Annotated in this window: 18 protein-coding genes and 1 pseudogene; 9 read left to right on the top strand and 10 right to left on the bottom strand. The window is 34.2% G+C overall.

All coding sequences use genetic code 11. From position 1 onward, the window contains the following. Positions 1-186: 186 nt before the first annotated feature. From BUA89_RS05800 to BUA89_RS05795, 3 genes are all read right to left on the bottom strand, one after another. Positions 187-792 (bottom strand): alpha-ketoglutarate-dependent dioxygenase AlkB family protein, encoded by a 606-nt coding sequence (locus BUA89_RS05800; protein WP_072953968.1) that lies wholly within the window; start codon positions 790-792, stop codon positions 187-189. 120 nt (positions 793-912) lie between these two features. Further along, positions 913-1,134: a hypothetical protein gene (locus tag BUA89_RS22885; protein WP_143152267.1), complete on the bottom strand. Its 222-nt coding sequence runs from the start codon at positions 1,132-1,134 to the stop codon at positions 913-915. Positions 1,135-1,171: 37 nt separating this feature from the next. Then, positions 1,172-1,945 carry an XRE family transcriptional regulator gene (locus BUA89_RS05795; RefSeq protein WP_072953966.1) on the bottom strand — a complete coding sequence of 258 codons (774 nt, stop codon included), beginning with the start codon at positions 1,943-1,945 and terminating at the stop codon, positions 1,172-1,174. Between the two features lie 61 nt (positions 1,946-2,006). On the opposite strand from BUA89_RS05795, the gene dinB reads away from it, so the two are divergent. From dinB to BUA89_RS05770, 5 genes are all read left to right on the top strand, one after another. After that, positions 2,007-3,155 carry a DNA polymerase IV gene (gene dinB / locus BUA89_RS05790; RefSeq protein ID WP_072953964.1) on the top strand — a complete coding sequence of 383 codons (1,149 nt, stop codon included), beginning with the start codon at positions 2,007-2,009 and terminating at the stop codon, positions 3,153-3,155. An 18-nt stretch (positions 3,156-3,173) separates the two neighbouring features. Further along, positions 3,174-6,233, top strand: coding sequence for a DNA polymerase III subunit alpha (locus BUA89_RS05785; protein WP_072953961.1), 3,060 nt, complete (start codon positions 3,174-3,176; stop codon positions 6,231-6,233). A gap of 356 nt (positions 6,234-6,589) precedes the next feature. After that, on the top strand, positions 6,590-7,813 hold the full coding sequence (locus tag BUA89_RS05780) for a site-specific integrase (protein WP_072953959.1): 1,224 nt from the start codon (positions 6,590-6,592) through the stop codon (positions 7,811-7,813). A gap of 7 nt (positions 7,814-7,820) precedes the next feature. Beyond that, the gene (locus BUA89_RS05775) at positions 7,821-8,810 is read left to right on the top strand and encodes a tyrosine-type recombinase/integrase (protein ID WP_072954302.1); all 990 of its coding nucleotides are present in this window, start codon (positions 7,821-7,823) and stop codon (positions 8,808-8,810) included. Between the two features lie 6 nt (positions 8,811-8,816). Then, positions 8,817-9,839 carry a tyrosine-type recombinase/integrase gene (locus BUA89_RS05770; protein ID WP_072953956.1) on the top strand — a complete coding sequence of 341 codons (1,023 nt, stop codon included), beginning with the start codon at positions 8,817-8,819 and terminating at the stop codon, positions 9,837-9,839. A gap of 90 nt (positions 9,840-9,929) precedes the next feature. Here the strand turns inward: BUA89_RS05770 and BUA89_RS05765 are convergent, their stop codons facing one another. The 3 genes from BUA89_RS05765 to BUA89_RS05755 form a co-directional block, all read right to left on the bottom strand. Next, a complete protein-coding gene (locus BUA89_RS05765; RefSeq protein WP_072953953.1) occupies positions 9,930-10,589 on the bottom strand; it encodes a hypothetical protein in 660 nt (219 codons plus the stop codon). 77 nt (positions 10,590-10,666) lie between these two features. Then, a complete protein-coding gene (locus BUA89_RS05760; RefSeq protein ID WP_072953951.1) occupies positions 10,667-11,881 on the bottom strand; it encodes a hypothetical protein in 1,215 nt (404 codons plus the stop codon). 65 nt (positions 11,882-11,946) lie between these two features. Further along, entirely contained in the window at positions 11,947-15,618 is a 3,672-nt protein-coding gene (locus BUA89_RS05755) for a FliH/SctL family protein (RefSeq protein ID WP_072953949.1), read from the bottom strand. Positions 15,619-16,148: 530 nt separating this feature from the next. Between BUA89_RS05755 and BUA89_RS23370 the strand changes: the two are divergent. Both BUA89_RS23370 and BUA89_RS23365 read left to right on the top strand, forming a co-directional pair. Further along, a pseudogene (locus BUA89_RS23370) lies at positions 16,149-16,556 on the top strand (Y-family DNA polymerase); the annotation flags it as partial. Positions 16,557-16,700: 144 nt separating this feature from the next. Further along, positions 16,701-17,393: a DinB/UmuC family translesion DNA polymerase gene (locus tag BUA89_RS23365; protein WP_317043380.1), complete on the top strand. Its 693-nt coding sequence runs from the start codon at positions 16,701-16,703 to the stop codon at positions 17,391-17,393. A gap of 37 nt (positions 17,394-17,430) precedes the next feature. Here BUA89_RS23365 and BUA89_RS05745 read toward each other — a convergent pair whose 3' ends face one another. Together BUA89_RS05745 and BUA89_RS05740 are read right to left on the bottom strand one after the other, a co-directional pair. Continuing rightward, positions 17,431-18,042, bottom strand: coding sequence for a YdeI/OmpD-associated family protein (locus BUA89_RS05745; protein WP_072953947.1), 612 nt, complete (start codon positions 18,040-18,042; stop codon positions 17,431-17,433). A gap of 171 nt (positions 18,043-18,213) precedes the next feature. Further along, positions 18,214-19,347, bottom strand: a complete 1,134-nt coding sequence (locus tag BUA89_RS05740; RefSeq protein ID WP_072953945.1) for a serine hydrolase domain-containing protein — start codon at positions 19,345-19,347, stop codon at positions 18,214-18,216. Between the two features lie 84 nt (positions 19,348-19,431). Between BUA89_RS05740 and BUA89_RS05735 the strand changes: the two genes are divergently transcribed. Then, positions 19,432-20,730: a M48 family metalloprotease gene (locus tag BUA89_RS05735; RefSeq protein ID WP_072953943.1), complete on the top strand. Its 1,299-nt coding sequence runs from the start codon at positions 19,432-19,434 to the stop codon at positions 20,728-20,730. Positions 20,731-20,753: 23 nt separating this feature from the next. On the opposite strand, the gene BUA89_RS05730 is transcribed toward BUA89_RS05735, so the two are convergent. Beyond that, entirely contained in the window at positions 20,754-22,280 is a 1,527-nt protein-coding gene (locus BUA89_RS05730; protein ID WP_072953941.1) for a hypothetical protein, read from the bottom strand. Between the two features lie 296 nt (positions 22,281-22,576). After that, positions 22,577-24,118, bottom strand: a complete 1,542-nt coding sequence (locus BUA89_RS05725; RefSeq protein ID WP_072953938.1) for a glycine--tRNA ligase — start codon at positions 24,116-24,118, stop codon at positions 22,577-22,579. Between the two features lie 255 nt (positions 24,119-24,373). Between BUA89_RS05725 and BUA89_RS05720 the strand changes: the two genes are divergently transcribed. Beyond that, positions 24,374-25,069, top strand: a complete 696-nt coding sequence (locus BUA89_RS05720) for a pseudouridine synthase (protein WP_072953936.1) — start codon at positions 24,374-24,376, stop codon at positions 25,067-25,069. The last annotated feature ends 152 nt before the right edge of the window (positions 25,070-25,221 follow it).

Raw genomic sequence — 25,221 nt, 5'->3', positions numbered from 1 at the left:
TTATCATTTTAAAGTTCGCGGCTTTATGTACCAAAACGATAGCTTACGCTTGACGTTATTTTAATTTATAGACAAATATATAAAATCAAAATTAAAAAGTTATATAATAAAAATAACCGTCGTCTATTCTTAAAGAATAAAAAAGTATTGTAAATAAAGCATCTTTAGGGCTACTCTTTATTTGGATTATGTAGTTCGCAAACGAAAAGTTAAATTAATACGTTCTTTCATTGGAATAGTAGATTTAGCGATTCTGTGTTCCCAGTGCTCTTGTAAATCACCCTTCATAATTAATAATGATCCATTAGGAAGAGGAAGGCTGTATTTGCTCTGATGATGATCTACTTTTCTAAAGTCAAAATTTCTTGTTTGTCCAAGGCTTATTGAAGCAATAATTGGTCGTTTCCCATATTTGCGTTCTTTATCTCGATGCCAAGCAACAGAATCATTGTGATCTCTATAAAGATTCAGTAAAACACCATTGAATTGATAGCCAAATTCATTTTCTATTCTCTGCTTTAATGCTAAAAGATCAGGAATCCAAGGATTTATCGGTTTTCTATTTTCTTCAGAACTGTAAGATTTTGTATCGTCGTACCAAGCTGTCAAACGTGGAGTCAATACCATCTTATCATACATTTTTTGAGTACGTTGTTCCCAAGGTGCTGTTTTCAGTAGCTTATTTTTTAGCTGGTCAGCTTCTTCCTCGCTTAGAAAATTCTCTTTGTATTCCAAAAGATTTTTTGGGAATTCATAAAATTCTTCCGTATCAAATAAACTCAGCTGGCTCATTGCTGTATTCTTTTTTAATATTATATTTGTTTTACCCCGTTGATACGGGATTTTTTTTCATCATTTGTGTTTTTAATCCTGTTGTATGTATAATAGAACAGGATTTTTTATAAATTGATTTTACTTTGTGTGGGAAGAACTATTTTCAAAAACGTTTATACTAATGATTTTATCATGAGCGATATCATAAATAAGCTCCACCGAAAAGCTCGAAACCTTATAAAGAATATATTTTGATTGGGAAGTGATTCGTTCATTGATAAAAAGTCCATGAGCAATAGTAAAATCATATTGCGCCTTACGGTCTGGTAAGTTCTGAAAATCATAATAAGAGATAAACATAATCTTAATATTTTATAAATGATTGCATATGAAAGATTTATTTTTTTGAAAGCTTTTGATCTAATTCTTGAATATCTCTTCTAATTTCAAGGAACATATGTTTAAAATTATAGTTTTCAAAATTATCAGGTTCAAAGTCTTCGGGAAAAATTCCTGATGCATATTGCCAGATTTCAACAACTTCTCTTAAGGGGATATCATAAGGTTTGTAAAATGAATTGTCAGCAGCAACAGTTATTGATTTCTTATTTCTTGAGGTAAATCTTTTATAAGAAATGCCATCATTTAAAGTCACAAAAACATAACTTTTATTTGCTTTCAGGTCATCAATATTTTCAACATACTTTCCGATAATGTAAGAGCCATCTTTAAATGGTGGCATCGAATCTCCCTGAGCTGGAAAAGCTCTGTATTTTCCATTTGTAAGGAAAGGTAATGAGATTCTCTGTAAGCTTTCGATATATTCTGGATCGCTGTAGCCGGACAAGTATCCCATGGATGCTTTTTGAGGTACAATTTCAATACTGTTGTTTCCCAATTGATCTACGACCACTGGCAGGACAATCCTGTTGTCCGGTAGTTTCAATACATCTTCTAGTGGATATTTCCTAATATCCACAGTAAGAAGCAGATCAATACTTAAATTAAAATATTTCGAAATTCTGATGAGCAGCTCATAAGGAGCTTCCGAACGTCCGTCCTCATATTTAGAATAACGCACCCTGCTCATTAAAATTTGATCCGCAAGTTCCTGCTGTGATAAATTTTTCTGAGTTCTTAAAAACCTTATGTTATCTGAAAAAATTGACATTGATACAAATTGTATCTACAAATATATAAAAAATGATACAAATAGTATCTAATTTTGTAAAGTGAATCGTGCGATTGTACATATGGACTTGGACGCATTTTTTGTATCCTGCGAGAGGCGTAATAATGCTCAACTTGATGGAATCCCCCTTATTATAGGAGGTGGAGACCGTGGAGTGGTTGCGTCATGTTCCTATGAAGCAAGGAAATTTGGAGTTCGCTCGGCGATGCCGATTCGAATGGCTCTCAGATTATGCCCAGATGCTAAAGTGATTCGTGGAGATCATGAGCTGTATTCTAATTTATCGCATACTGTAACTGAAATTATTCAGGAAAAAGTACCTGTGCTGGAAAAAGCAAGTATCGATGAATTCTATTTGGACCTTACCGGAATGGATAAATTTTTCGGATGCTATCAATGGACTCAGGAAATTGCAGCGGCAGTAAAAAAAGAAGCAGGACTTCCTATAAGCTTTGCCTTATCTACAAACAAAACCGTCTCAAAAATTGGAACAGGAGAATCAAAACCTTTGGGAAGACTAGAAATTAAAGAAATGGAAGTTCAACCATTTTTAAACCCTTTATCTATTAAAAAAATTCCGATGGTTGGTGATAAAACTTTTCAATTGTTATCAAGGATTGGTATTCGCACCATTCATACTTTAGCTGAAATGCCGGTACTGGTACTTCAGCAAATGATTGGAGTCAATGGAAAAGAACTTTGGAAAAAGGCTAATGGGATTGATGAGAATCCTGTGGTTCCTTATTCTGAAAGAAAATCGATTTCAACGGAAAGAACTTTTACCAATGATACAATGGATATCATGGAACTGAAAAGACTGATGTCAGGAATGGCTGAACAATTGGCTTATCAATTAAGACAGGAAAAATGGCTAACTTCAACAGTGGTTGTCAAAATACGCTATGCCAATTTCGATACGGAAACAAAACAGCATAAAGTAGCCTATACTTCAGCGGATCATACACTTTCGAGGGTTGCTCTGGAACTTTTCAATCAGGTCTATACAAGAAGAATGAGATTAAGATTGGTTGGATTGCGGTTTACAGGGCTTGTTCACGGTAATCATCAGATGAATCTGTTTGAAGATACTGAAGAACAGATGAGTTTATACCAGACGATGGATTATTTGAAGAATAGATTTGGCGTTGATGCAGTCGGTAGAGCATCTGGTTTTGATTTTGGAAAATAACTTATAAACTTTTCTATTATGTTTCTAAATTGTCATTCTTTCCACAGTCTTCGTTACGGTACTTTATCGGTAGAAGAATTGGTACTGCAGGCACATTCTTTGGGTATCAAAGAATTGGTACTGACGGATATCAATACAATTACTGCTATTTATGATTTCAAGAAAGAATGCGAAAAAGTAGGAATTAAACCTATTGCCGGAATTGAAGTTAGAAAAGATAATAGACTTCTTTATATTGCTATTGCAAAAGAGTTCTCAGGAATTGGTGAAGTCAATAAAGTGTTGACGGATTATAATTGCAATGGAAGTGAGCTTTCTGAAGTTGCTCCCGTATTTGAAAATGTTTTTGTTGTTTATCCAATAGATAATATTCCTTTAAAGCTAAAAGAAAATGAGTTTATTGGAGTACAGGAAGAGCAATTGAACTTATTGATCCGTCCAGAGCTTAATAGGTTGGTTTCGAAAATGGTGGTTCTTCATCCTATTACTTTCAATACTAAAAAAGAATATAATCTTCATCGAATCCTAAGGGCTATTGATAATAATACCTTACTGTCAAAATTGTCTGAACAGGATATTTGCGGGAAATCGGAGTATTTTAAATCCGAAGATTTAATTATTGAGGCTTTTCAAAGATATCCAGAGATCATAAAAAATACAAAAAAACTCCTGCATGCCTGTAGTTTTGAATTTGATTTTGAAAAAGTTAAGAACAAACAATACTATACTAAGTCCAAAGAATCTGACGTAAAGCTTTTGAGAAGATTAGCGTATTTGGGATTGAAAAAGCGATATGGTAAAGATCATGAAATCGCAAAAATAAGAGTAGAGAAAGAACTGAAAGTAATTGATGAACTCAACTTTTGTTCTTACTTTTTGATTACATGGGATATTGTGCGATATAGCAATAGAATGGGGTTTATGCATGTAGGACGTGGAAGCGGAGCCAATTCAATTGTCAGTTACTGTATCGGGATTACGGATATATGTCCTTTAGAACTTGATCTATATTTTGAAAGATTCTTAAACCTTAACAGAAAAAGCCCTCCGGATTTCGATATTGATTGGAGCTGGCAGAATAGAGATACAATTCTGGAATATATTTTCAATCGTTACGGAAAAGACCATGTTGCTTTCTGCGGAACGAACGTGGAATTCAAATACAAGTCAAGATTTAGAGAAGTCGGGAAAGCTTTTGGACTGCCTAAAGATGAGCTGGACGACCTGACGAAAAAGCCAATGGAAGTTCACGAAACGAATTCTGTTGTCCAAACAATCCATAAATATGTCAGGCTGATTGAAAGGTTTCCTAATCAAAGAAGTATGCATGCATGTGGAATTTTGATTTCTGAAGAACCTATCACCAATTATTCTACACTCGAAATGCCGCCCAAAGGATTTCCTATCGTTCAGTTCGATATGAATGTGGCGGAAGATATTAAGTTGGAAAAATTTGATATTTTATCTCAAAGAGGTCTTGGAACCATAAAGGATACGGTAGAACTAATTAAAAAAACAAGAGGAATTGATGTTGATATCCGTGATACGAGAATTTCCAAAGATGAAGAAAAAGCTAATGAATATTTGGCTATCGGAAGAACTATCGGCTGTTTTTATATAGAATCTCCTGCGATGCGCGGACTTTTAAGAAGATTAAAATGTGATAATTACAGAATATTGGTCGCAGCTTCCTCTATTATCAGACCGGGAGTAGCACAAAGTGGAATGATGCGGGAATATATTTTCAGGCACAATCATCCAAATCAATTTGAATATTTTCATTCTGTTTTTGAAGAAAATTTAAAAGAAACGTACGGAATCATGGTCTATCAGGAAGATGTGATCAAGATCGCTCAGTATTTTGGAGGTTTATCTTTAGCTGATGGCGATATTCTTCGAAGAGCAATGAGTGGAAAAGGTCGCTCCATTAAAAAGCTTCAGGAAGTAAAGGCCAATTTTTTTAAAAAATGCAGAGAAAAAGGGCATTCGGAGGCTCTTACTATTGAAGCATTTCGACAAATCGAATCTTTTGCAGGCTATTCTTTCTGTAAAGCACATTCGGCTTCATATGCTGTGGAAAGCTATCAAAGTTTATATCTTAAAGTATATTATCCACTGGAATTTATGGTTTCGGTAATCAATAATCAGGGAGGATTTTACCGTACAGAAGTATATATCCATGAAGCGAAAATGTCGGGAGGAAATGTCCAAGTGCCTTGTGTGAATTCAAGTGAATTTCAGACTACTTTAAAGGATAAAATTATTTTTTTAGGGTTGATGCTTTTGGAGGGGCTAGAGACAAGAATTGCCCACGGAATTGTTGATGAACGAGAAAAAAATGGAGATTATAAATCTTTACAAGACTTTATCAAACGGATTCCGATAGGTATTGAAACGATTCAGACCTTAATTTTTATCGGAGCATTTCGCTTTACAGGGAAACAAAAAAATGAACTTCTTGTGGAGGCAAGAGTATTATTGGTGAATTTTAAACCGGAGAATCGAGGTTTAATGTTGATTGAAGAACCTGTCCAAGAGTTTAAGCTTCCTGAACTCAAAAGAGAAAATTTTGAGGATGCTTTTGATGAAATTGAATTGATTGGTTTTCCAGTTTCATGTAGTCCATTTGATTTGCTACAGACCAAATATAGAGGTTCTGTTTTCGTAAATGATTTATTGAAATTCCATAAAAAGCAGGTGAAAATGCTGGCTTACCTTATTGCCAGAAAGCATGTCCCGACGAAAAAAGGAGAAATGTATTTCGGGACCTGGATCGATGCGAACGGAGATTATTTTGATACAGCCCATTTTCCAGACAGTCTGAAACAATATGGTTTTCAGGGAGGAGGCTGCTATTTGCTCTTGGGAATTGTAGAAGTCGATTATCATTTCCCTACCATTACTATTCACAAGATGGCAAAGATGCCAATGATTCCTGATCCACGTTATTCTTATGATAAGGAAAAACAATATGATATCCATAGACAGATTAAGGAAGATGTAAGTATGACTTCTAGGCAACCTTATCCGCAAATTCATGAGATTGAATTACCAAGATTTACTTTTGATAAAAAATAACATAATATTCATAATATATATAATATTCATAATATATATTATGTAAATGGCTTTTTTTAATAAAAAGTTATTGAGTTTTGTGTTTTTTTCATAAGTTTGTCTAAATAAAAAAATCTGTTAAGTATTCAGCCACTAACAGATTTTGATTTTTTCGGTAATAATCTATATGGAAAAAAGAGAATTCTTTTGTCCCCTATATCTTATTTTCTTTAGCAAATATAAAAAATATTGCTAAATAAAAAAATATCTTAATTAAATTTTTAGTGAAAAATTTAATTATCAAATTGATATAGAGTGATAACGATACTCAGTTTCCAATACTTAATCAATTATTGTTAAACTTTATATCAATACTTATGAACAAAAACATTCATGAACTACACTCACAGCTTGAAACGTATATTAAAGAGAATATATATTCGAGCAGTATGACAGAACGCTTATCTACAGAATACAACAAGCTTCTCGCATACATGAAAGAAAAATCAACTGAGATTTATACACCGGAATTAGGAGAGACCTATTTAAAATATAGGAATACGATTATCAAGAAGCGTAAGTACCACCATTATGATGCACGTTACGTTACACTGCTAAATGGGATGCTTCAGGAACGTTGGATATTAAAAATTTCCCGAACAAAGTATGATGCGCCATTTCCAGGGCAGCTAGGTTATTATTTTACAGATTTTTTAGAGAAATATGCCATTGAAAAAAAATTAAAGACGAATACAAGAAATAATTATTATCGAAGTCTTTACAAATTTTGTGAACGAATGGAGTATGAAAAGATATTAAAATTAAAAGATATTACTGCTGAAAAAATCCTTGATTTTATGTCATCCGTAAAAAATTGCAAAGATCACAGTGCAATAATATTAAGGGCAGCACTAAAAAAGCTTCATGATGAGGGGGTGATAGATCGTCGCACTTCAAAGATATTAGATCATTTAAAAATTAGAGTAAGAAATGAAATCCAAACATACTTTACAGCTGATGAGATTTTACGGCTTGAGCAAAGTATAAATAGAACCATATCAAAAGGCAAAAGGGATTATGCTATGATTTTATTAGCAACTAGACTGGGGTTAAGATCTTCTGATATCAGATATCTTAAATTTTCCAATATTGATTGGAAGAATAATATAATTCGCTTGGAGCAATTCAAAACAAAAGTCCCTATTGAATTACCTTTATTGGTAGATATTGGGGAAGCATTAATTGATTACATCAAAAATGGTCGGCCTAAGATAAAATCAAAGGATATATTTCTGAGAGGGCTTGGCCCATATACAACGATGACAAGTGGTGCATTTTATAATAATATCCGTCATTATTTGAAAAAAGCCAGTATTAATTATAGTACTAGAAAGCACGGCAGTCATGCACTACGACATAGCTTAGCAACAAACTTATTGAAGAATAGAGTTCCAATATCAATAATTTCAGATACATTAGGGCATTCGAATACAAGCGTAACAATGGATTATTTACATATTAGTATGGAAAATTTACTTGAATGTTCTTTAGACGTGCCCATGGTTGATGATAATTTTTACTTACAAGCAAATTTTAAATAAAATAAATATGGATAAAAAATTTGTATATACAAGTAAGCTAGCGCCTTATATTCAGGGGTTTTTAAAAGAGAGAAGGCTTAAGGGATATAATTCATCGGCACTTAAATGGACTTTATTAGAGATCGATAAATTTTGCAATGATTATAACATGAAAGACCATTTTATAAGAGAAGAGATTGTAAATAAATGGAGAAAAACCAGAACTAATGATAGTGATCGGTCTTTATACATGAAGTACAATGCCTGGATTCAACTAGGTAATTATATGCGTGATTTAGGAATAGACTGTTATGTACCATTTCCCTATAGAAAAGGAGCAAAAAATAATTATATTCCATATATTTTTACCCACGAAGAAATTCAAACTATATTTTTGCTATCAAATTCTTTAAAGATCAGTTATCAATATTCACAAACCATGATTTTTACTATGCCGGCAATGCTTCGATTGCTCTATAGTACAGGGCTAAGAATTGGTGAAGCATTAGCAATTAAAAATAAAGATATCGATTTTGAGAAAAGAACAATAGTAATAAACGATTCTAAAAATAATACTCAAAGACTCGCAGCAATAAATGATTCGTTATTACCAGTATTGCTACAGTACAAAGAATTTAGAGACAAAAATCCTATAGAAAAAATTCTTTTACCTGAGTCACCATTTTTTATTACACAAAGAGGAAAAAGCTGTCTGGGAGAAAGTGTTAGACGTTGGTTTTGTGAAATTTTAAATACAGCAGGAATATCTTCAAAGTCGGGAGGAAATCCTCCACGAATTCATGATCTAAGACATACCGCTGCTGTTCATAGCCTGGCAAAGATGGTGCGTAATAACATAGATGTTTATTGTGCATTGCCTATGATTTCTGTGTTTTTAGGTCATAACGATCCAAGGTCAACCAATAATTATGTTAGGCTGACAAACGAAATGTTTCCTGGAATAATACAGCTAGAACATCCGACATTTTTAATTTTTCCAAAAATCACTCAAAATTAATTAGCTATGACAGATTTTGCAAAATACTTACAAAGTTTTTTCCATAAATATCTTGCTGGAAATTATGGAGCTTCATCCAATACTATAAAAGCATATAAAAAAAGCTTTAATCTATTGGTGACATTTATGAGTAAAGTAAAGGGTATTCCTCCTCATAAATTAGAATTAAAACATTTAAATAAGCAATCCATAGAAGATTTCCTAATGTGGCTTGAAATACATTGCAAAAATTCCATTTCAACAAGAAATAATCGTTACGGAGCCATTTGTTCTTTTTGTAAATATTTACAATATGAAGTACCAGATAGATTAGCTGAGTGGCAAAATATCCGATCAATTAAAAGTAAAAAAGGATTTTCAAAAGTAATGAATTACTTGTCTGTAGAAGGTATAAATTTATTACTTGAACAAGCGTCTAAGGAAACTTTGGCTTCTAGACGGGACTTGGCTATGCTTGCGCTATTATATGATAGTGGGATGCGGGTTCAGGAGCTTGTAGATTTAAGCCCGTCATGTGTAAGGTTTGAATATCCTTATCATATAAGAGTAACAGGTAAAGGTAATAAGCAACGAGACATTCCTTTGCTGAAAGAACAAATTAACTTGTTAGAACAATATGTTAAAGAGAATCATTTGCTTAGGCCTGAAAAACAATTTAGCCCTTTATTTTTTAATCGAGGAGGAGGAAAGCTTACTACGGCAGGTGTAACTTATATTTTAAAGAAATATGCAGAAAGTGCTCGAGCAGTTAATAGTCAACTGATTCCCTCAATTATTAGTCCTCACGTGTTTAGGCATTCTAAAGCAATGCACCTTTTACAAAGTGGAGTTAATATTGTTTACATTCGAGATATTTTAGGACATGTAAGTGTACAAACTACGGAAAGATATGCAAGAGCTGATTCAAAACAAAAAAGAGATGCTCTTGAAGCTGCTTACCAAGATGTAATCCCAGAAAAAGGAAAACTTGGTTCTTGGGAAGGAAATGATGATGAGATAGATTTTTTATACATTTTTTTATCAAAATAAAGAAATGTGAAAAACGTCAGTTTCTTTTTATACAGTCTCTTATACCAGCTTTTTTATATCTAATAATATAGTAAGTATAACGCATTATTGTTAATTTATTATTTCAATATTTGTTGCATCTGCAAAAATTATTTCATCAAATTCATTTTTATGTTTATCCACAAATTTTTTTATTATTTCATACTCATGATTTCCACTAACTCTTGAAAAACTAACTAATGAAATTTTACTTTTCTCCTTATCAAAAAAATAAACAAAACCTACTCCCTTAAAATAATCAAAATATTCATGATTATTACTATTATTTAACTTTTTCAGTTCATTTTTCAAATTATCATGAGCAATTATGTATTGATTATCATTAGCATAAATAAAATCATATAACATAAAATCCCCTTCATTTTTATATTCTCCCGCTCTTACAGGAAATTTCCCTTTGTAGTATAAATTGTAAGTGTTTCTTGCAGATCCATTAATAAAAGATTTATTTTTATCTAAATTTTCAGTTCTTAATATTTTTTTGTCTCTTAATAGTTCTAAAAAGACAGGATTAAGGTCTTCAACAGTAATATTAGCTATATTAGGTAATACATATTTTTTCTTATCATTTAAGTATTCAGGTTTGGATGGAGGAGATTCAAGAGTATCATAACTACTTGAAGTGATCTCTTTATTTTGAACTTTTTTATCATTGCAAGAGTATATAATTAACCCTAGAATTACCAAAACGGTTTTAAAAAGTGTTTTCATATCTTAAATATTTTAAAAACTAAGATAAGCGTTTTTATATAAAAATGTTCTGTATTTTAAAATACAGAACAAAATTATTATTTTTTATCTTTTAAATTAGCTCCTACAAATAGTTTTGGATGATCAATATCATCTTTCTCAAATCTTCTTTGAGTTCCAGAATAATCGTAGCACCATAAAGCAACGATGTTGTCCTTCTCATCAAAAATGTAACCTTTGAATATTACCGAATGTCCAGCAGCAAAATCTGGATGCCAATTTTGTTTCGGTTTACCAATACTGAATTTAATAGCTTCTTTTAAATTTTTCCAATCTTTTTTATTTGGATTATTCCAATATTGTAACATTGCTCCTTCTTCTAATCTGCCTTGCCAAATTTCCTCTGTAGTTACCAAGTCTGCATATCCATTCTTAGCTAAAGCTCCCCCAACGCCATATCCGAAGTATTTGTCTGGGATATTACTGGTAACCGTTCCAGAATAGATATAATCGTCACCTGATGTAGCTACCTTTATTGCACTATTAATACCTACATCTGAAAATGCTTTTGATACTCTTGCCATAGAAACTGCAAAACACATTCCTTTTGGATTTTGGTATATATTTGCTACCTGAAAAGACTTTTCTGGATTATTGTACGTGTAATTATCCGATAATTTTTGAGATTCACTTGCTACCTTAGAATTTTCAATATTTCCTGTGAGTTTTTTACCCACATTAGAGGTATTTGAGATTGCAATGCGACCACAATGAACATTTGAAACAGAATAGAATAGCCAATCATCATCATTTGCAAAAAAATCAATGTAAGCACCTTTTTGTATCATCTGTGGACTAACTTGAATTGTGAAACTATTATTATATTTTACATCTTTAATAATTGAACTAGACCTTAAATCTCCTTTATCATATTTGTTGTCTTTATCATTAAACATTACTCCATTGGATACAACAGTTACTGTTCCTTCCTTATCGTTAGCTTTAGAATTTCCCTGGCTTACATTTAATCTAATTTCTGTTGGGACAGTAATTTTCACTTCTTCTAATAATTGCGTTCTACTACTTAGGTGTTCAGACAATATGGTTTTCTTGCCTCCAACGTTTCCTTTATAGACAGCACGATATTTTTTCTTAGGATCTTTATATGATTTATCTAAACTGATAATTGGTATAAAATCATTGCCAGAGACTTCTTTTTTGTCTTGCCCTACTTTTAATATATTATTCTCTGCATTTCCCAGCCCCAACGCTTTTATTTTATTGGGCAATCCTAATGCTTTTACTGTACTCATTTTTTCAAATTTTAATTGTTAAAAAAATAGAAATGGCGGCAGTACACCGCCATTCGTTGATCAATTTAGTCTAATGTGCTATCCGCAACAGTACCATGAGATAATTGTACATCTCTGTGAGCAAAACTTGTTTCAGTTTCCAATTCAAGAGGATTCTCACAATTTCCAGGATTATCTTCAGGGAAAATCGGAAGCGGTTGCTCTACCGGAAGTCCTGTAGATTTGTCCTGAAGAATAGTCAGCGTAGTAGGGATTCTGGTAATCCAGTATTTACCTTGCGGTTCTCCTGTAGGTTGACGCATTTCGTCTACAATACTCATGTACATTGGGTCACCAATTACAGGAACTTCGCCACCGTTCCAGATTTTACCTGTTGTCAGGAAAAAGTTTACGGCATCCTCAAAGCCTGGTTTTATCGTTACGATTACTCTCGCCATTCCTGCCTGTAAAAAACTTCTGAACAATGGATCTACAGATTCTGATACATACATTTCCTGCCACATTTTACGGTTTGCCCAATAATATGGGTAGAATGTATAATCCATGATTTCCCATTCAAACGCCTGTTCCATAAACTTTGCAAGAGCAGTATATTTATCAAGATTTTCGTTTAAGAATACCTGGAAGTTTTCCATTCTGTCTCCATCTGTAAAGTTCTGTCCAAGAACATTCAAGTAATCCTGCAGCAAGTATGCTATACAATTGTGTTTCAGCACATCATGCTCCATGTATCGGTAGAAAGTTCCTTGCTTATCTTTTGCTTCTGCTTCTTTTTCTTTCTGTTCAGCATCCAATCTTGCCTGTTCTTCCAAAAATTTCTTGTAAGCTTCTTCGTAGGCTTTGATAATTGCATTGAAGTTCTCAGTTTGCCATTGAAGCATAAAGGCATCCGAAAGTTTACAGTACAATGTTACATTCAGCGTTACATCTTCAATATTTCTCCCTCTGTACAAAAAGTTGAAAGTTCCGGCAAGGTTTAAACCATTTTCCCAAACCGTTCCCTGGTTGATTTTGCCGCCAAAGCTCAGATCTCTTTCTCCACCTTTTCCGTTACTGCAATAGAAATTACTGTTGTGCCATAAAGAGTTTCTGTCCATATAATACTGGATTTTCATGTCTTTAGCAGCATAATTCTGTGTGATATTAATAGGAGTTCCCACAGCACCGAATGAACCTGTAGAATTTGGAGCTCCTTTAATTTCCTGATATACTTCTACAGTATCTTTCGGAAGATCGGTTAACTGAACACCATAAATCTGTGCCCAATGTGTCAGCATTTCTTTTGTTGCGGCTTTTGGACTTGCCATATTCCACGGTTCAGGAGCAGTTCTCGGATCTATGGGAGCAGTAAGTGTCTGACCTTTTGAAACAGCAAATGCTAAACGGTGCAGTTTTGCGGGCTCAGGAACCATAAATTCAAACATGGTTCGTTTACCATAGTTGTAAATCTGGTTCTTCATCTTTTTGTCAATCCAACGGTATACTCCGGTGATGTGCTGTGTAGGTTCGTTGGTTGTTAAAGCCTTTCCTCTGTTATCAAATTCATGTACATTGGTTTCTGTATATTCTTTGATAATTTTTTGAACTCTTTCTTCATTAATCTTTGTAAGAACACGCTCCATCGCTCTCTCAGTAATTTCCTGAGATTTCATCATCGCCTGTCTCGTACTGTCGTGCTGTGCGGTATTGTTGGCATAATCTGATCCGATATCCAGTTTATATCCCGAATCATAACTAAAGTGAGCATAAGCGGTAATGCTCTGTTGCTTATCGAGTTCCTTCGCAACTTCTGTCTGCATGTCTGTTCTTGATGTTTTGGAAGTATCAGACACTTTTTCAGTTTCTACTGATTTAGATGTTGTATCAGTAACTTCAGAATACTCTCTGGAAACAGAAGATTTGTGTCTCAGTTCGCTTGCCATAACATTCTCGATATTCGAGACTTCTCCCGGAACATAGGCATGAACACTTTGAACCACTTTCAGATAATCGGCAATTCCTAATCTTTTAATTCCGAAGTTTTTTCTTTTTGTTTCTTCCTGAATTTGTTCTGTAGATTCCAATTCTCTTCCCGGCTTTAAAGTCAGCAATCCTGTGAATAGCTGATTATTCGGAATTTTTAGTAATTCCAGATAGGCTTCTCTTCCGTTATTAAAATAAATATCAATTCTCAGTTTGGAAATCGAAGAAAATTTATTGACCATTATAGCAGGAAAACTTACTACACCGTTAACAACATTGATATTGCTTACGGTTTCTTCGTGATTGCCTGTGTTGGATTCCAATGTAATTTTAGCATTGGCAACTCCCCAAGAACCATCTTCAACTTCAAAAGAAAAATTAATAAATCCGTTATTAGGAACAAAAACAGATCTATACCATTTTGCTTCCAAAGTATAAGCAAGGTGAGTTCTTGTCAAAGAGCTTCCCACCGGTATCAATGCACCTCCGACATTGGTGTACTGTGTCTGCTCCAAAATTGAATTTTCCAATGCAGTTTGTGTCGCTTGCCCTATATTATTCTCAACATGGGCGATTACATCATTGTAAGTTTGGTAGCTGTCATCAATCTGAAGAGCTTGTACACCGATTCTCATTTCAGTATCAGAAACAATTTCCTGTTTGGCATTTGCCGGAATTTTAGAATAAAAAACTTCGTTCACTTCCTGAGCAGCACACAACTCCATAAACAAATCAAAAGATTCGGAAGAGAGTTTTCCCTGAAGATCCGTGATATTAATTTCATTTTTATAAGAAAACTCAAATGCAGGAACTTCCAGTTCTTTTAGACGTTCATACAGTTTTTGCAATTCTTCGTCAGAAGCTTTTAGGTCTATCAGACGGTCTATTTCTTCCGAAAGCTTTTCATATTCTGCCATACGCTCTCTGTTTTCTTCCAAATATCTCGCATGGCTGTCTTGATACGCCTTGTATTGGGATTTATGATATGATTTTTGTATTTTTTCCAGTTCCGAATTCAGCTTTTCTAACTTTTCCTTTCTCAGCAAAGCTTGTGTAACCACTAAATCGTTTTTGGCATTGGATTTTATTCTTTCAGAGTCTTTTTCAGAAAGTGTTTTTGCATCATTGGAAACTGCTTTTGCAATTAAAGAAACACCTGAATTAGTATTGTCTTCTTCTAAAAACAATTCTTTAGGCATCACTATTTTTGCGATAAGTGCATTATCCAAAGGTTTTTTAGTTCCGTTAGCTTTTAAAACATCATCATTGATCTCTATATTCTGTGCAAACCCGATATGAATCGCTTTTAAAATATGGGTAATTGCCTCTTTTACATAAAAATCCTTTTGGGTGATAACCTGATAGGTAAGATTATTCCAAAGATGTTCGAAGATTTTTATAGCATCTGTTGTAAGTTCCTTGTTGCTATCAATTAAGGAGCTATAATATTCTTTAGTATATTCCCAATCCCACTTAGCAAGAGTTTCTTTTTTTGATATTTTTCTTCCGATTATTAGAAGATGTCCAAACATTCCTGTTTCTAATTCTTTTTCTGTTTTAAAAGCTGAAGGTGCAAAATCCGAGGTTTTAGATGATAAAGCTTGAAGTTTTAAGGTTTTATTTCCTCTTGATGCTACAGCATCATCGAAAATACCTTTTGCTCCCGAAGGGCGATGGATAAATCCTAAATTTCTTCTTTTAGTTTCAGTAAGCTGTGGATTTCTTAAACTCACGAATCTGAATAGCGTCTGTGACGCATTATTGTTTGTTGACATTTTTGTAAATTTGTTTGATTTTATAAAGGTTAAGATTTGAAGGCTCTTTTTATTAGAGTAACTTCAGGTTTTAGCCTTATTTTTTTAGGTGGTTTTCAGGCTAAGTATATCCACCGGAATTTTTAATATCTAGTTTCATTTTCTGTGTTTTCTATAATGCAAATATCCATCAGAGAAGCGACAGAACTTGTCGTGTTATGATTTTATTGAAAAATTTTAGAAGAAATTTGGAGATTTTGATATTTAATTTGGAACCAAGTTTTTGAAAGTGGTTTTTGTGAATATTATAATTTTAACTGCGAAAATTTTTATTGTTGGATTCGTGATATATGTATAAACAAAAAGTATAAATATCAAATTTATGTACCAAACTAAATGAAAATTATTAGATTATTTGACAGTGATTTTCTTATATTATCAAAAGTAATATAAAAAAAACATGCGTTAAGTTGTTGACATTTAGTTTGTTTTGATTTTAACTTTTGATAAGAATTAACTTTTGATAAGCTGATTTATCAAAAGCTTTCGATAATTCGTGCGAGAGAACGCTCAATCCGGAACTCGAAAACCAACCCGTTGTGGTACTTTCCAACAACGATGGCTGTGTTGTGTCCCGAAGTAAGGAAGCGAAGGATCTGGGAATACCGATGGCGGCTCCGGCTTTTAAATATAAAGAACTTTTCAAAAAATATAATGTGCAATCTTTTTCTGCAAAATTTGAATTATATAATTTTAAAAGTCAGCGTGTTATAGAGATATCCACAGCGTATGTGGATAAGTCTGACTATGAGGTTTACTCGATCGATGAACTTTTTTTAGACCTTAAAAGCTTTAAATACATTAATATTTTTGATTACTGCCTTAAAATAAAGGAAGAGATTGCTGAAAAGGAAAATATTCCTGTAAGCATCGGCATTGCGCCAACTAAAACTTTATGTAAAGTTGCCAATAGAATTGTAAAAGACTTTCCTCAACAGTTTAACGGAGTTTATATTTTAGACACTCCTGAAAAAATTGAAAAAGCTTTAAAATGGCTCAATATCGGTGATGTTTGGGGAATCGGTCGTCGACTTACCGCAACAATGCACGACAACGGTGTTTTCAAAGCCTGGGATTTATTGCAAAAACCGGAAATGTGGGTTCGGAAAATTATGGGAATTCACGGGGTAAGAATGGTGAATGAATTAAAGGGAATTCGCCAGCTGGAATTGGATATGCCTTCTCCGAAAAAATCAATTGCGGTTACCAGGAGTTTCATGGAAATGCTCACCAAAAAAGAGGATGTCCGTGAACGGGTGGAAACTTTCGGGATGTATTGCTCAGAAAGGCTGAGAAAACAAAACACCTGCTGTAAAATGGTGACGGTTTTTGTTCAGACCAATCGCTTCAGAAAAGATTTGCCGGAATATAGAAATGCCAAAACTCAGATTCTTCCCAATCCTACAAACTCGTCTATTTTAATTGGCAGAGTGGTGAATGAATTGTTTGAGGCGATCTATAAAGAAGGATTTCACTACAAAAAAGCAGGTGTTATTGTAAATGATTTCGTACCGGAAGATCAACGATTGATCAATCTTTTTGAAAAAGATACCCAAAACCAGCATTTACCGGTAATGAAAGCAATGGATGCGATGAATAAAAAATTCGGAAAAGATAAAGTCCGCCTCGGAAGTATGAGCGGTGAAAACACGTTTGGGAGAAAACAGCTTTCTCCTGAATACGAAGCTTTTCTGAAAAATAATACCTTAAAAGAGGCCAATTTCCGGTTCCACTAAATATTTAGTTTAAATTTGCTGCTTCCTAAATTAAGATTTATTTTTTCTCATATTTCCAGTTTCTGCCCTTGCCTTCAGAGATCCATTCGACGGCTTGCTGTATTCTTTTATTTCTTGTTCCTTCTGTTTTTGCATCAATAACCCAGGTGATGTATTCTTTTCGGAATGAAGGCGATTTTGCTTCGAATATTTCCAATGCTTTTTTATTTTGCTGTAAAATATTTTGAAACTCATCGGGAATTTCAATTTCTGTTTTCGATGGGGCTGCCTTTTTTAGCGTAACTCCCATGTCGGTAAGTTCCATGGCCTCAAAAATCATTTTCTTCAGCTGAGTTTGGGAAGGCAGATCTTCGATTTTGGTAATTTTTCCCAGACTGAACATATTTGTTTTTTCAACATCCGTTTTAAGGTTTTTCAGGGTGGTCATTTCATCATGAAGCCAGAATCCCATGCTGCAGTACTGTTTGAAAGAAACCGTTGAGCAGAGGATTTTTCCTTTATACATAAAGGTTGGAAATTTCCATTTAATGGCTTCTTCGGCTTCGGGACAGGCTTCATGAATCGTTTCACGAAGGTAAGTTAAAATGGGTTTTGCAAAATCTTGGGATTTCTCAATATATTCATCAACTTTTGAGTTGTGTTTTTCCATGATTCTTAAAATGACATATTTTTAATTTTCGCTCAATAAAGTAATTTTTTTATTTTTTCTCCCATAAATTTCACTTTTTCACTGATGATTGAGCATAATTTTTTTAAATTACAAATGAAATAAACATGAAAATGTACAAGTCCGTGAAATCTGTGGAAAAATTGAATCATTTTAAGAAAAAAACTTCACTGTTTCATTCACCAGAAACTTTACCTGATCCGGTCTGCCCCGGTCGTTTTTAGGATTATTCGCGTAGCTTCCCGTTCTCACAATCACCATATTGTATTCCGGAACCATGATAATATATTGCCCCTGAAGTCCCAGAAAATAGTAATGCTTGATCGGATTATCATTATTAATCCAAAATCCCATTCCATAAATATCCTTAGACTTTTCCGTCGGAGTTCTCATCTGATTGATAAAGTCGAGATTTAAAATCTGTTGATCATCTACTTTTCCGTCGTCCAGAAACAATTGCCCCAATTTTGCAAAATCCCTCGCGTTGGAATGAATGCAGCAGTACGTTTTTTCCATTCCGTTGTCGTCGGTGCTCCACTTGGCATTTTGTTCCATCCCTAGCGGAATCCAGAATTTTTCGGATAAATAACTGGACAATGTTTGATCTAAAGCTTTTCTTAAAGCAAAACCCAATAGCTGTGTTGAACCACTTTGATACTCAAATCTTTCTCCCGGCTGTTCTTTAAAATCTCTTGAAAAAGTGGCTTTCACAAGACTTTTGCCATAGTAAGCTTTTGCGTTGGGTAGAAACGGATTGTTGTAATCTTCATTCCAGTCGAGTCCGGCTTCCATTTGGGCAAGGTTTTTTAAGGTCACATCTCTTCCGAATTCTTTTGCTCTGAAGTCAGGATAGAAATCAGACAGTTTTTCGTCTATATTTTTAATTTTTCCTTCTTCCAAAGCTTTCCCCAAAAGCATGACGGTAACGGCTTTTGCCATGGAAAAAGAATTAGTCGGAGAACGTTGGTTGTAGCCGTCCCAATATTGTTCGTGCAGGATTTTCCCGTTTTTAATAACCACAAAGGCAGCCGTTTTGGATTTCTTTAAATCTTCAACAATAAGATCGGGCAGTTTCTTTTGATTGTATTGAGGATCTTCTGTCCACAGTTTCGGGGTTCTGGTCGCAATGATATTGCTGGGAAACAGTGTTCCGTCATCAATGTATGCACTCGACTTTCCTTTAAGATAAGTTTTTGAAATGCCGCTGAAGAGATAATCATATCCCAAAATATAAGTAACTGCTACGGTGGCTGCAACGCCGCCTATGATATATTTTAAAGCTTTCATGTGAACAGGTCTTAAACAAATTTAAAATAATTTTAAGAACATGAGACGAATTATTTATTTTTGTTGTTATTTGATGAAAATATAATGAAAAAACTAATTTCCTTTCTGTTTCTTTCTGCCTTTGTAATTTCTTTCGGACAGATATATAAGCCGATGGATACGGCAGATTATGCACAGCGAAAAGATTTTCTGAGAAACTTTGCCACCAATAATGAAAACCTGATTAAAAAAAGCAAAACCGATTATTCCGGGAAGAGAGGCAACGAATTATCAAAAATTTATAAAGAGTTTGAAAAAGATTTTGAGAAAAAAGTAAAAGAAAAAGACTTTGTTTTCAATTCTGTATTCGATGCTAAGGTAACAAGCTTAATTGAACGTTTGCGCAAGAATAATCCCCAGATTCCTCAAAATTTAAAAATTCTTATTGCGAAAGACAATACACCGAATGCCTATTGTTTTGCAGACGGAACCTTTGTGATCAATATGGGGCTTTTCAACTGGCTAAATAATGATGATCAGCTTGCCGCTGTCATTTCTCACGAATTGGGTCATAAAATTTCAGAACATACCCTGAAAGTTTTTTTGAATATCATCGATCAGGATCAGATGGACAGAGTGGTGGTTCAGACAATAAAATCAAATAAAGAAAACCGTAATCAGAGGGCTTTTGATGTGTTGAAAAACAGAATTTACCGAAAAGGTGCCGAAAACAGAAAGCAGGAAATGCAGGCAGATTCTCTGGGTTACGTTGTTTTTAAAAACAGCGATTTTAAGAAAGCGGAATTCATCAATACATTAAAAAGGCTTGAAGATTTTGACACGATTTCTCCAAGGGAGTTGAAAGTGGAAACCTACAAAAAATACTTCAATCTTCCCAAGCAGGAATTCAAGGATAAATGGCTGAAAAAAGAGGATTTTTCACTGTACAACTACAATAATTTTAAAGAAAAGCTGGATAAAGATTCCTTAAAATCGCATCCGGAAATTACGTTGAGAATCAATCATCTTAAAAAGCTTTTCCCAGAACTGAAAACTGAAGCTGCTGATGAAAAAGCATCAGAGTCGTATGCCGCACTGGAGAAAATAGCAAGGATGGAAACGCTTCCGAATTTTTATCATTCTGAAGATTATGGAGTAGGAATTTATGTAAGTCTGCAGTTTTTGCAAGATAATGAAGAGGAAAAATATTATAAAAGCTGGCTCGGGAAATGTTTCACTAAAATTTATGAAGCCAGAAAAAATTATAATTTAAACCGATATCTGGATAGAGTAGACCCGAAAAACCAAAGTGAAAGTTATCAGCAATTCCTGAACTTTATGTGGAATCTGAGCCTTGATGAAATAAAAAATATTGCAGAATACTATCAAATGACAGAATCCTGACCGAAGGTCAGGATTCTGTCATTTTAATAATTCAGTCTTTCCAGACGAACTTTGTTGAATTTTTCCTTTTCGTTATATTCACGAAGCAAAATATAACCTTCTTTTGCAACATAAGGCGTTACGCTGTAATTGTCCTTTTCCGAAATAGGAACAACTTCCTGCTTGAATTTACCATCGATAATTGTATTAATAAAAAGGTTCCATTTTTTCTCTTTGGTCACCTGGTCTTTCTGATAATCGCGGAAGAAAAACACAACATCCTTGCCTTCATTTAAATATTGAGAAAAAAGATAATCGCTGTTTACCCATTTGGATTTTTCTTTTTCAAAAACTTGAACATCTTTTACCTTGAAATTTTTATCTGTATTGATGTATACCAAATCTGTCGTTTTAGGCGCATTATACTGCCCTGCCGGCTTGAACTTTTCTGAAAGAATTCCCACGCTTCCGTCACTCATGAAATACACATCTTTTGTCTGAAGATAGTATCCGTTCTCCACTCCTCCGTCTGCGCTTAATTTTGGAATATGATTAGACAGATCCGGCTTATAGCTTAATGTTTTAAGATCAACATTATAGCTGCTTTTATCCAGCATCAGACGTGCAAATCCTTTGTCTCCTTTTTCATAATTTCTGCCTAAATAAACCACTTTGTCATCAAATGTTTTATCATTATCAATTCTTCCACCTCCTGAATTAAGGACATCAATATTATAGATGGTTTCCGGTGAAAGCCCGGTCAATGGTTTATTGGAAAGTTCTTTCCCTGTTTTCATGTCAATAACCAGAAGAGAAAACGTTTTATCGTCATCATTTACTTTTCTTAGAATTCCGTACAGTCGGTTTTCATCTTTTTCAAGAATGGTAAGATCCGAAAATACTTTTTTATCACCAATTGTATTGTAGCTGTATCTCCAAAGTTCTTTTTTATTATCATCAAATTTTATCAGACTGTTTTTGTTGACATATTTACCATAATCATTGTATTCAACGGCAAGATAACCGCCTTCTTTAATTTCTCCGACAGCAGAAACATAATTGTAGCCTTTTTCCTTTTTCTCCGCACGGTTTTCTTTTCTTTCTTCTTTAAAAGTTTTAGGCTGCGTGATTTCCTTGAAAGTTCCGTCTTCCTGATAATCGTAATATACTTTGGGCTTTACGGTATTGGTTTTAGGGTCGATCACCATAGAAACAGGAGCTGCGGCATCTTTGGCAAAAGCCTGCAGATAATGGAAATCCGAAGGTCGAAGAATGATTTGTCCTTTGAAGTCCACATACCCGAAATAGTTGGAAACTAAAGGCCCTGCCTCAAATTCTTTATTGGCAACAGGGTTGAGGTTTTTATCTAAAATAACATACTCAAATTTCTGTGTTTTTTTATCGGTATTTCCATAGGAATAAATAGAAACATAGCCGTAAAGATTATCTTTTGTATCAAACAAAGCATTCATTCCTATGTTTTTCCCGGAAGCCAGAGAAGCCAAATCCTGTGTCTGACAATATGCGAATGTCTGGATAAGGCCAAACATTAATAACGTTATTTTTTTCATGGTTTCAATTTGAGTCTCAAAAATAATCAATTAACTCATATTTTGAATGTCTTGAAGAAAATATTTTTACGCTGAATTTTTGCTGAGAATTATTCAAGAATATAGCCTATTAGTCATATTAGAGTTTGAATTAAATTGGAAATATTTTAGAACATATAAAGGAAAATCAAAAGTATTCAATAATTCAATAGGGGGCGTACTTTAGTTCGCTCAAATAAAATGTATACAATTGGCTTTAGGCAAAACTTAAAAATAACAAATCAACAAAAAAGCCCTGATTTCTCAAGGCTTTCTGTCTATATTTTTGAAAGTAAGTTTCTGAAACTTGTCTTTTCATCGATAATTCTTCTCAATTCCGACACCTGAACTCTTTCCTGAACCATCGTGTCTCTGTCTCTGATGGTCACGGTGTGATCTGTTAAAGAATCGTGATCGATGGTTATACAGTAAGGCGTTCCAATCGCGTCCTGTCTTCTGTAACGTTTTCCGATCGCGTCTTTTTCTTCATAGAATAAATTGAAATCATATTTCAAATCGTCAAAGATTTTTTCAGCGTATTCAGCTAAACCGTCTTTCTTCATTAATGGAAGAATTGCTGCTTTAATTGGCGCTAAAGCCGGAGGTAAAGATAGAACTGTTCTTTCTGAACCGTCTTCCAATACTTCGTCTCTTAAGCAGTGAGAGAAAATAGAAAGGAATAATCTGTCTAAACCTACTGAAGTTTCCACAACATAAGGAACATAGTTTTCGTTTCTTTCAGGATCGAAGAACTGAAGTTTTCTTCCTGAGAATTCTTCGTGTGCTTTTAAATCGAAATCAGTTCTTGAGTGAATACCTTCCAGTTCTTTGAAACCAAAAGGGAAATTAAATTCAATATCCGCTGCAGCATTGGCATAATGAGCCAATTTCTCATGATCATGGAATCTGTAATTTTCATCCCCCAAACCTAAAGCTCTGTGCCAGTTCAAACGTTTTTGTTTCCACTGTTCATAGAATTCCAATTCTGTTCCCGGAGCCACAAAAAACTGCATTTCCATTTGTTCGAATTCACGCATTCTGAAGATGAACTGTCTTGCAACAATCTCATTTCTGAACGCTTTTCCGATTTGAGCAATCCCAAAAGGCAGTCTGTGACGGGAAGTCTTCTGTACGTTTAAGAAATTTACAAAAATACCTTGCGCTGTTTCCGGTCTCAAATAAAGATCCATCGCAGAATCGGCAGAAGCTCCTAATTTCGTTCCGAACATTAAATTGAACTGTCTTACTTCTGTCCAGTTTTTAGAACCAGTGTCGGGATCAGCAATTTCCAATTCTTCAATTAAAGCTTTTACATCAGCAAGATCTTCATTTTCAAGAGATTTTGCCAATCTTGAAAGAATCGCTTCTCTTTTTGCTCTGTATTCCAACACTTTTGGATTCGTTGCAACAAACTGATCTTTATCGAAAGACTCACCGAATCTTTTTGCTGCCTTTTCGATTTCCTTTTTCTCTTTTTCTTCTATTTTTAAGCAGTAATCTTCTACCAATACGTCTGCTCTGAAACGTTTTTTAGAATCTTTATTGTCAATCAATGGATCGTTGAAAGCGTCTACGTGGCCCGATGCCTTCCATGTGGTTGGGTGCATCAGAATTGCCGAATCAATGCCGACAATATTTTCGTTAAGCTGTACCATCGCTTTCCACCAATATTGTTTGATATTATTTTTTAATTCGGCACCGTTTTGTCCATAATCATAAACAGCGGATAAACCATCGTAGATCTCACTCGAAGGGAAAATAAAACCATATTCTTTAGCGTGAGAAATCACTTTCTTGAAAACATCTTCTTGCTTTGCCATAATTTTTTTAACGTCTGAAGTGCAAAAATATGAATTTGAATTCCAATTCTATGAAATTCAACAAAAAAAGCTGTTAAGAAGCGGACAAATATTGATAGTTTAAATTTTTAGGAGCCGGGAACCTGCTTTCGCTACTCGCTTTTTCTTTAGTTTAGGCTGCGGCGGCAAAGCCGCCGCAGCCTAAACTAAAGAAAAAGCTCAAACATGCCGCTCAATCAGGGCTAAAGATCGGGTGAAAATATCTACTTTTGCTGCATGTTAGAAATTCTTTATCAGGACGAACATCTTATTGCGATCAACAAACCCAGCGGATTATTGGTTCACAAATCCTTTTATTCAGGTGAAGCCGATACATATGCTATTCAGGAGTTGAGGAAGCAGATAGGGCGTAAAGTTTATCCGGTGCATCGTTTAGACCGGAAAACTTCGGGTGTTTTATTGTTTACTTTAGATAAAGATACACTGAGAATGATGAGCACTCAATTTGAGGAAAAAGTGGTCGAAAAAAAATATATCGCCATTCTCCGGGGCTGGGCAAAGGAAGAAGAAACCATCGATTATGATTTGGTGAATGAAAATGAAGTCAAGCAAAATGCAGTTACTTATTATCGTCGTTTGCAGACTTCAGAAATAGATTTACCTTTTTTAAAACATCAGACTTCAAGATACTGTCTGGTCGAAGCAATCCCTGAAACGGGAAGATTTCATCAGCTGAGAAAGCATTTTAAACATATTTTGCATCCTATTTTAGGTTGCCGGAAGCATGGCTGCAACAAACAAAACAAATTGTGGCTGCAGACATTTGGAATCAACAAAATGACTCTTCATGCTCATCAATTGATTTTTAATCATCCTGTTTCTAATGAAAGAATTATGGTAAATGCTACTATAGATGATGAGTTTAAAAGAGTAGGGGATCTTTTGAAATTAGATTTGAGTGCATATTCTTAGATTTTATTTTGAGAGGTAAGGAAGTTTTCGTCAGTTCGAGTGTTTTTCGTAATAAAATGAAGAAAAATGTATCGAGAACTTTAGTCTAAAAACTTCTCGATACACTCCGCTTTGCTTCGTTACTCGAAGCGACGCAGAGCTCAATCAATCAA

It is taken from the genome of Chryseobacterium arachidis, from assembly GCF_900129245.1.
Taxonomy (GTDB): domain Bacteria; phylum Bacteroidota; class Bacteroidia; order Flavobacteriales; family Weeksellaceae; genus Chryseobacterium; species Chryseobacterium arachidis.
This window is presented reverse-complemented; position numbering and strand designations above follow the sequence as displayed.

What these genes read in the sequence shown, in the direction of transcription:
- BUA89_RS05770 (WP_072953956.1), top strand. Translation starts at nt 8,817, where the DNA reads ATGACAGATTTTGCAAAATACTTACAAAGTTTTTTCCATAAATATCTT.
- BUA89_RS05725 (WP_072953938.1), bottom strand. Translation starts at nt 24,118, where the DNA reads ATGGCAAAGCAAGAAGATGTTTTCAAGAAAGTGATTTCTCACGCTAAA.
- BUA89_RS05775 (WP_072954302.1), top strand. Translation starts at nt 7,821, where the DNA reads ATGGATAAAAAATTTGTATATACAAGTAAGCTAGCGCCTTATATTCAG.
- BUA89_RS05745 (WP_072953947.1), bottom strand. Translation starts at nt 18,042, where the DNA reads ATGGAAAAACACAACTCAAAAGTTGATGAATATATTGAGAAATCCCAA.
- BUA89_RS05740 (WP_072953945.1), bottom strand. Translation starts at nt 19,347, where the DNA reads ATGAAAGCTTTAAAATATATCATAGGCGGCGTTGCAGCCACCGTAGCA.
- BUA89_RS05785 (WP_072953961.1), top strand. Translation starts at nt 3,174, where the DNA reads ATGTTTCTAAATTGTCATTCTTTCCACAGTCTTCGTTACGGTACTTTA.
- BUA89_RS05780 (WP_072953959.1), top strand. Translation starts at nt 6,590, where the DNA reads ATGAACAAAAACATTCATGAACTACACTCACAGCTTGAAACGTATATT.
- BUA89_RS05755 (WP_072953949.1), bottom strand. Translation starts at nt 15,618, where the DNA reads ATGTCAACAAACAATAATGCGTCACAGACGCTATTCAGATTCGTGAGT.
- BUA89_RS05730 (WP_072953941.1), bottom strand. Translation starts at nt 22,280, where the DNA reads ATGAAAAAAATAACGTTATTAATGTTTGGCCTTATCCAGACATTCGCA.
- BUA89_RS05800 (WP_072953968.1), bottom strand. Translation starts at nt 792, where the DNA reads ATGAGCCAGCTGAGTTTATTTGATACGGAAGAATTTTATGAATTCCCA.
- BUA89_RS05795 (WP_072953966.1), bottom strand. Translation starts at nt 1,945, where the DNA reads ATGTCAATTTTTTCAGATAACATAAGGTTTTTAAGAACTCAGAAAAAT.
- BUA89_RS23365 (WP_317043380.1), top strand. Translation starts at nt 16,701, where the DNA reads ATGCACGACAACGGTGTTTTCAAAGCCTGGGATTTATTGCAAAAACCG.
- BUA89_RS05720 (WP_072953936.1), top strand. Translation starts at nt 24,374, where the DNA reads ATGTTAGAAATTCTTTATCAGGACGAACATCTTATTGCGATCAACAAA.
- BUA89_RS05735 (WP_072953943.1), top strand. Translation starts at nt 19,432, where the DNA reads ATGAAAAAACTAATTTCCTTTCTGTTTCTTTCTGCCTTTGTAATTTCT.
- BUA89_RS22885 (WP_143152267.1), bottom strand. Translation starts at nt 1,134, where the DNA reads ATGTTTATCTCTTATTATGATTTTCAGAACTTACCAGACCGTAAGGCG.
- BUA89_RS05765 (WP_072953953.1), bottom strand. Translation starts at nt 10,589, where the DNA reads ATGAAAACACTTTTTAAAACCGTTTTGGTAATTCTAGGGTTAATTATA.
- BUA89_RS05760 (WP_072953951.1), bottom strand. Translation starts at nt 11,881, where the DNA reads ATGAGTACAGTAAAAGCATTAGGATTGCCCAATAAAATAAAAGCGTTG.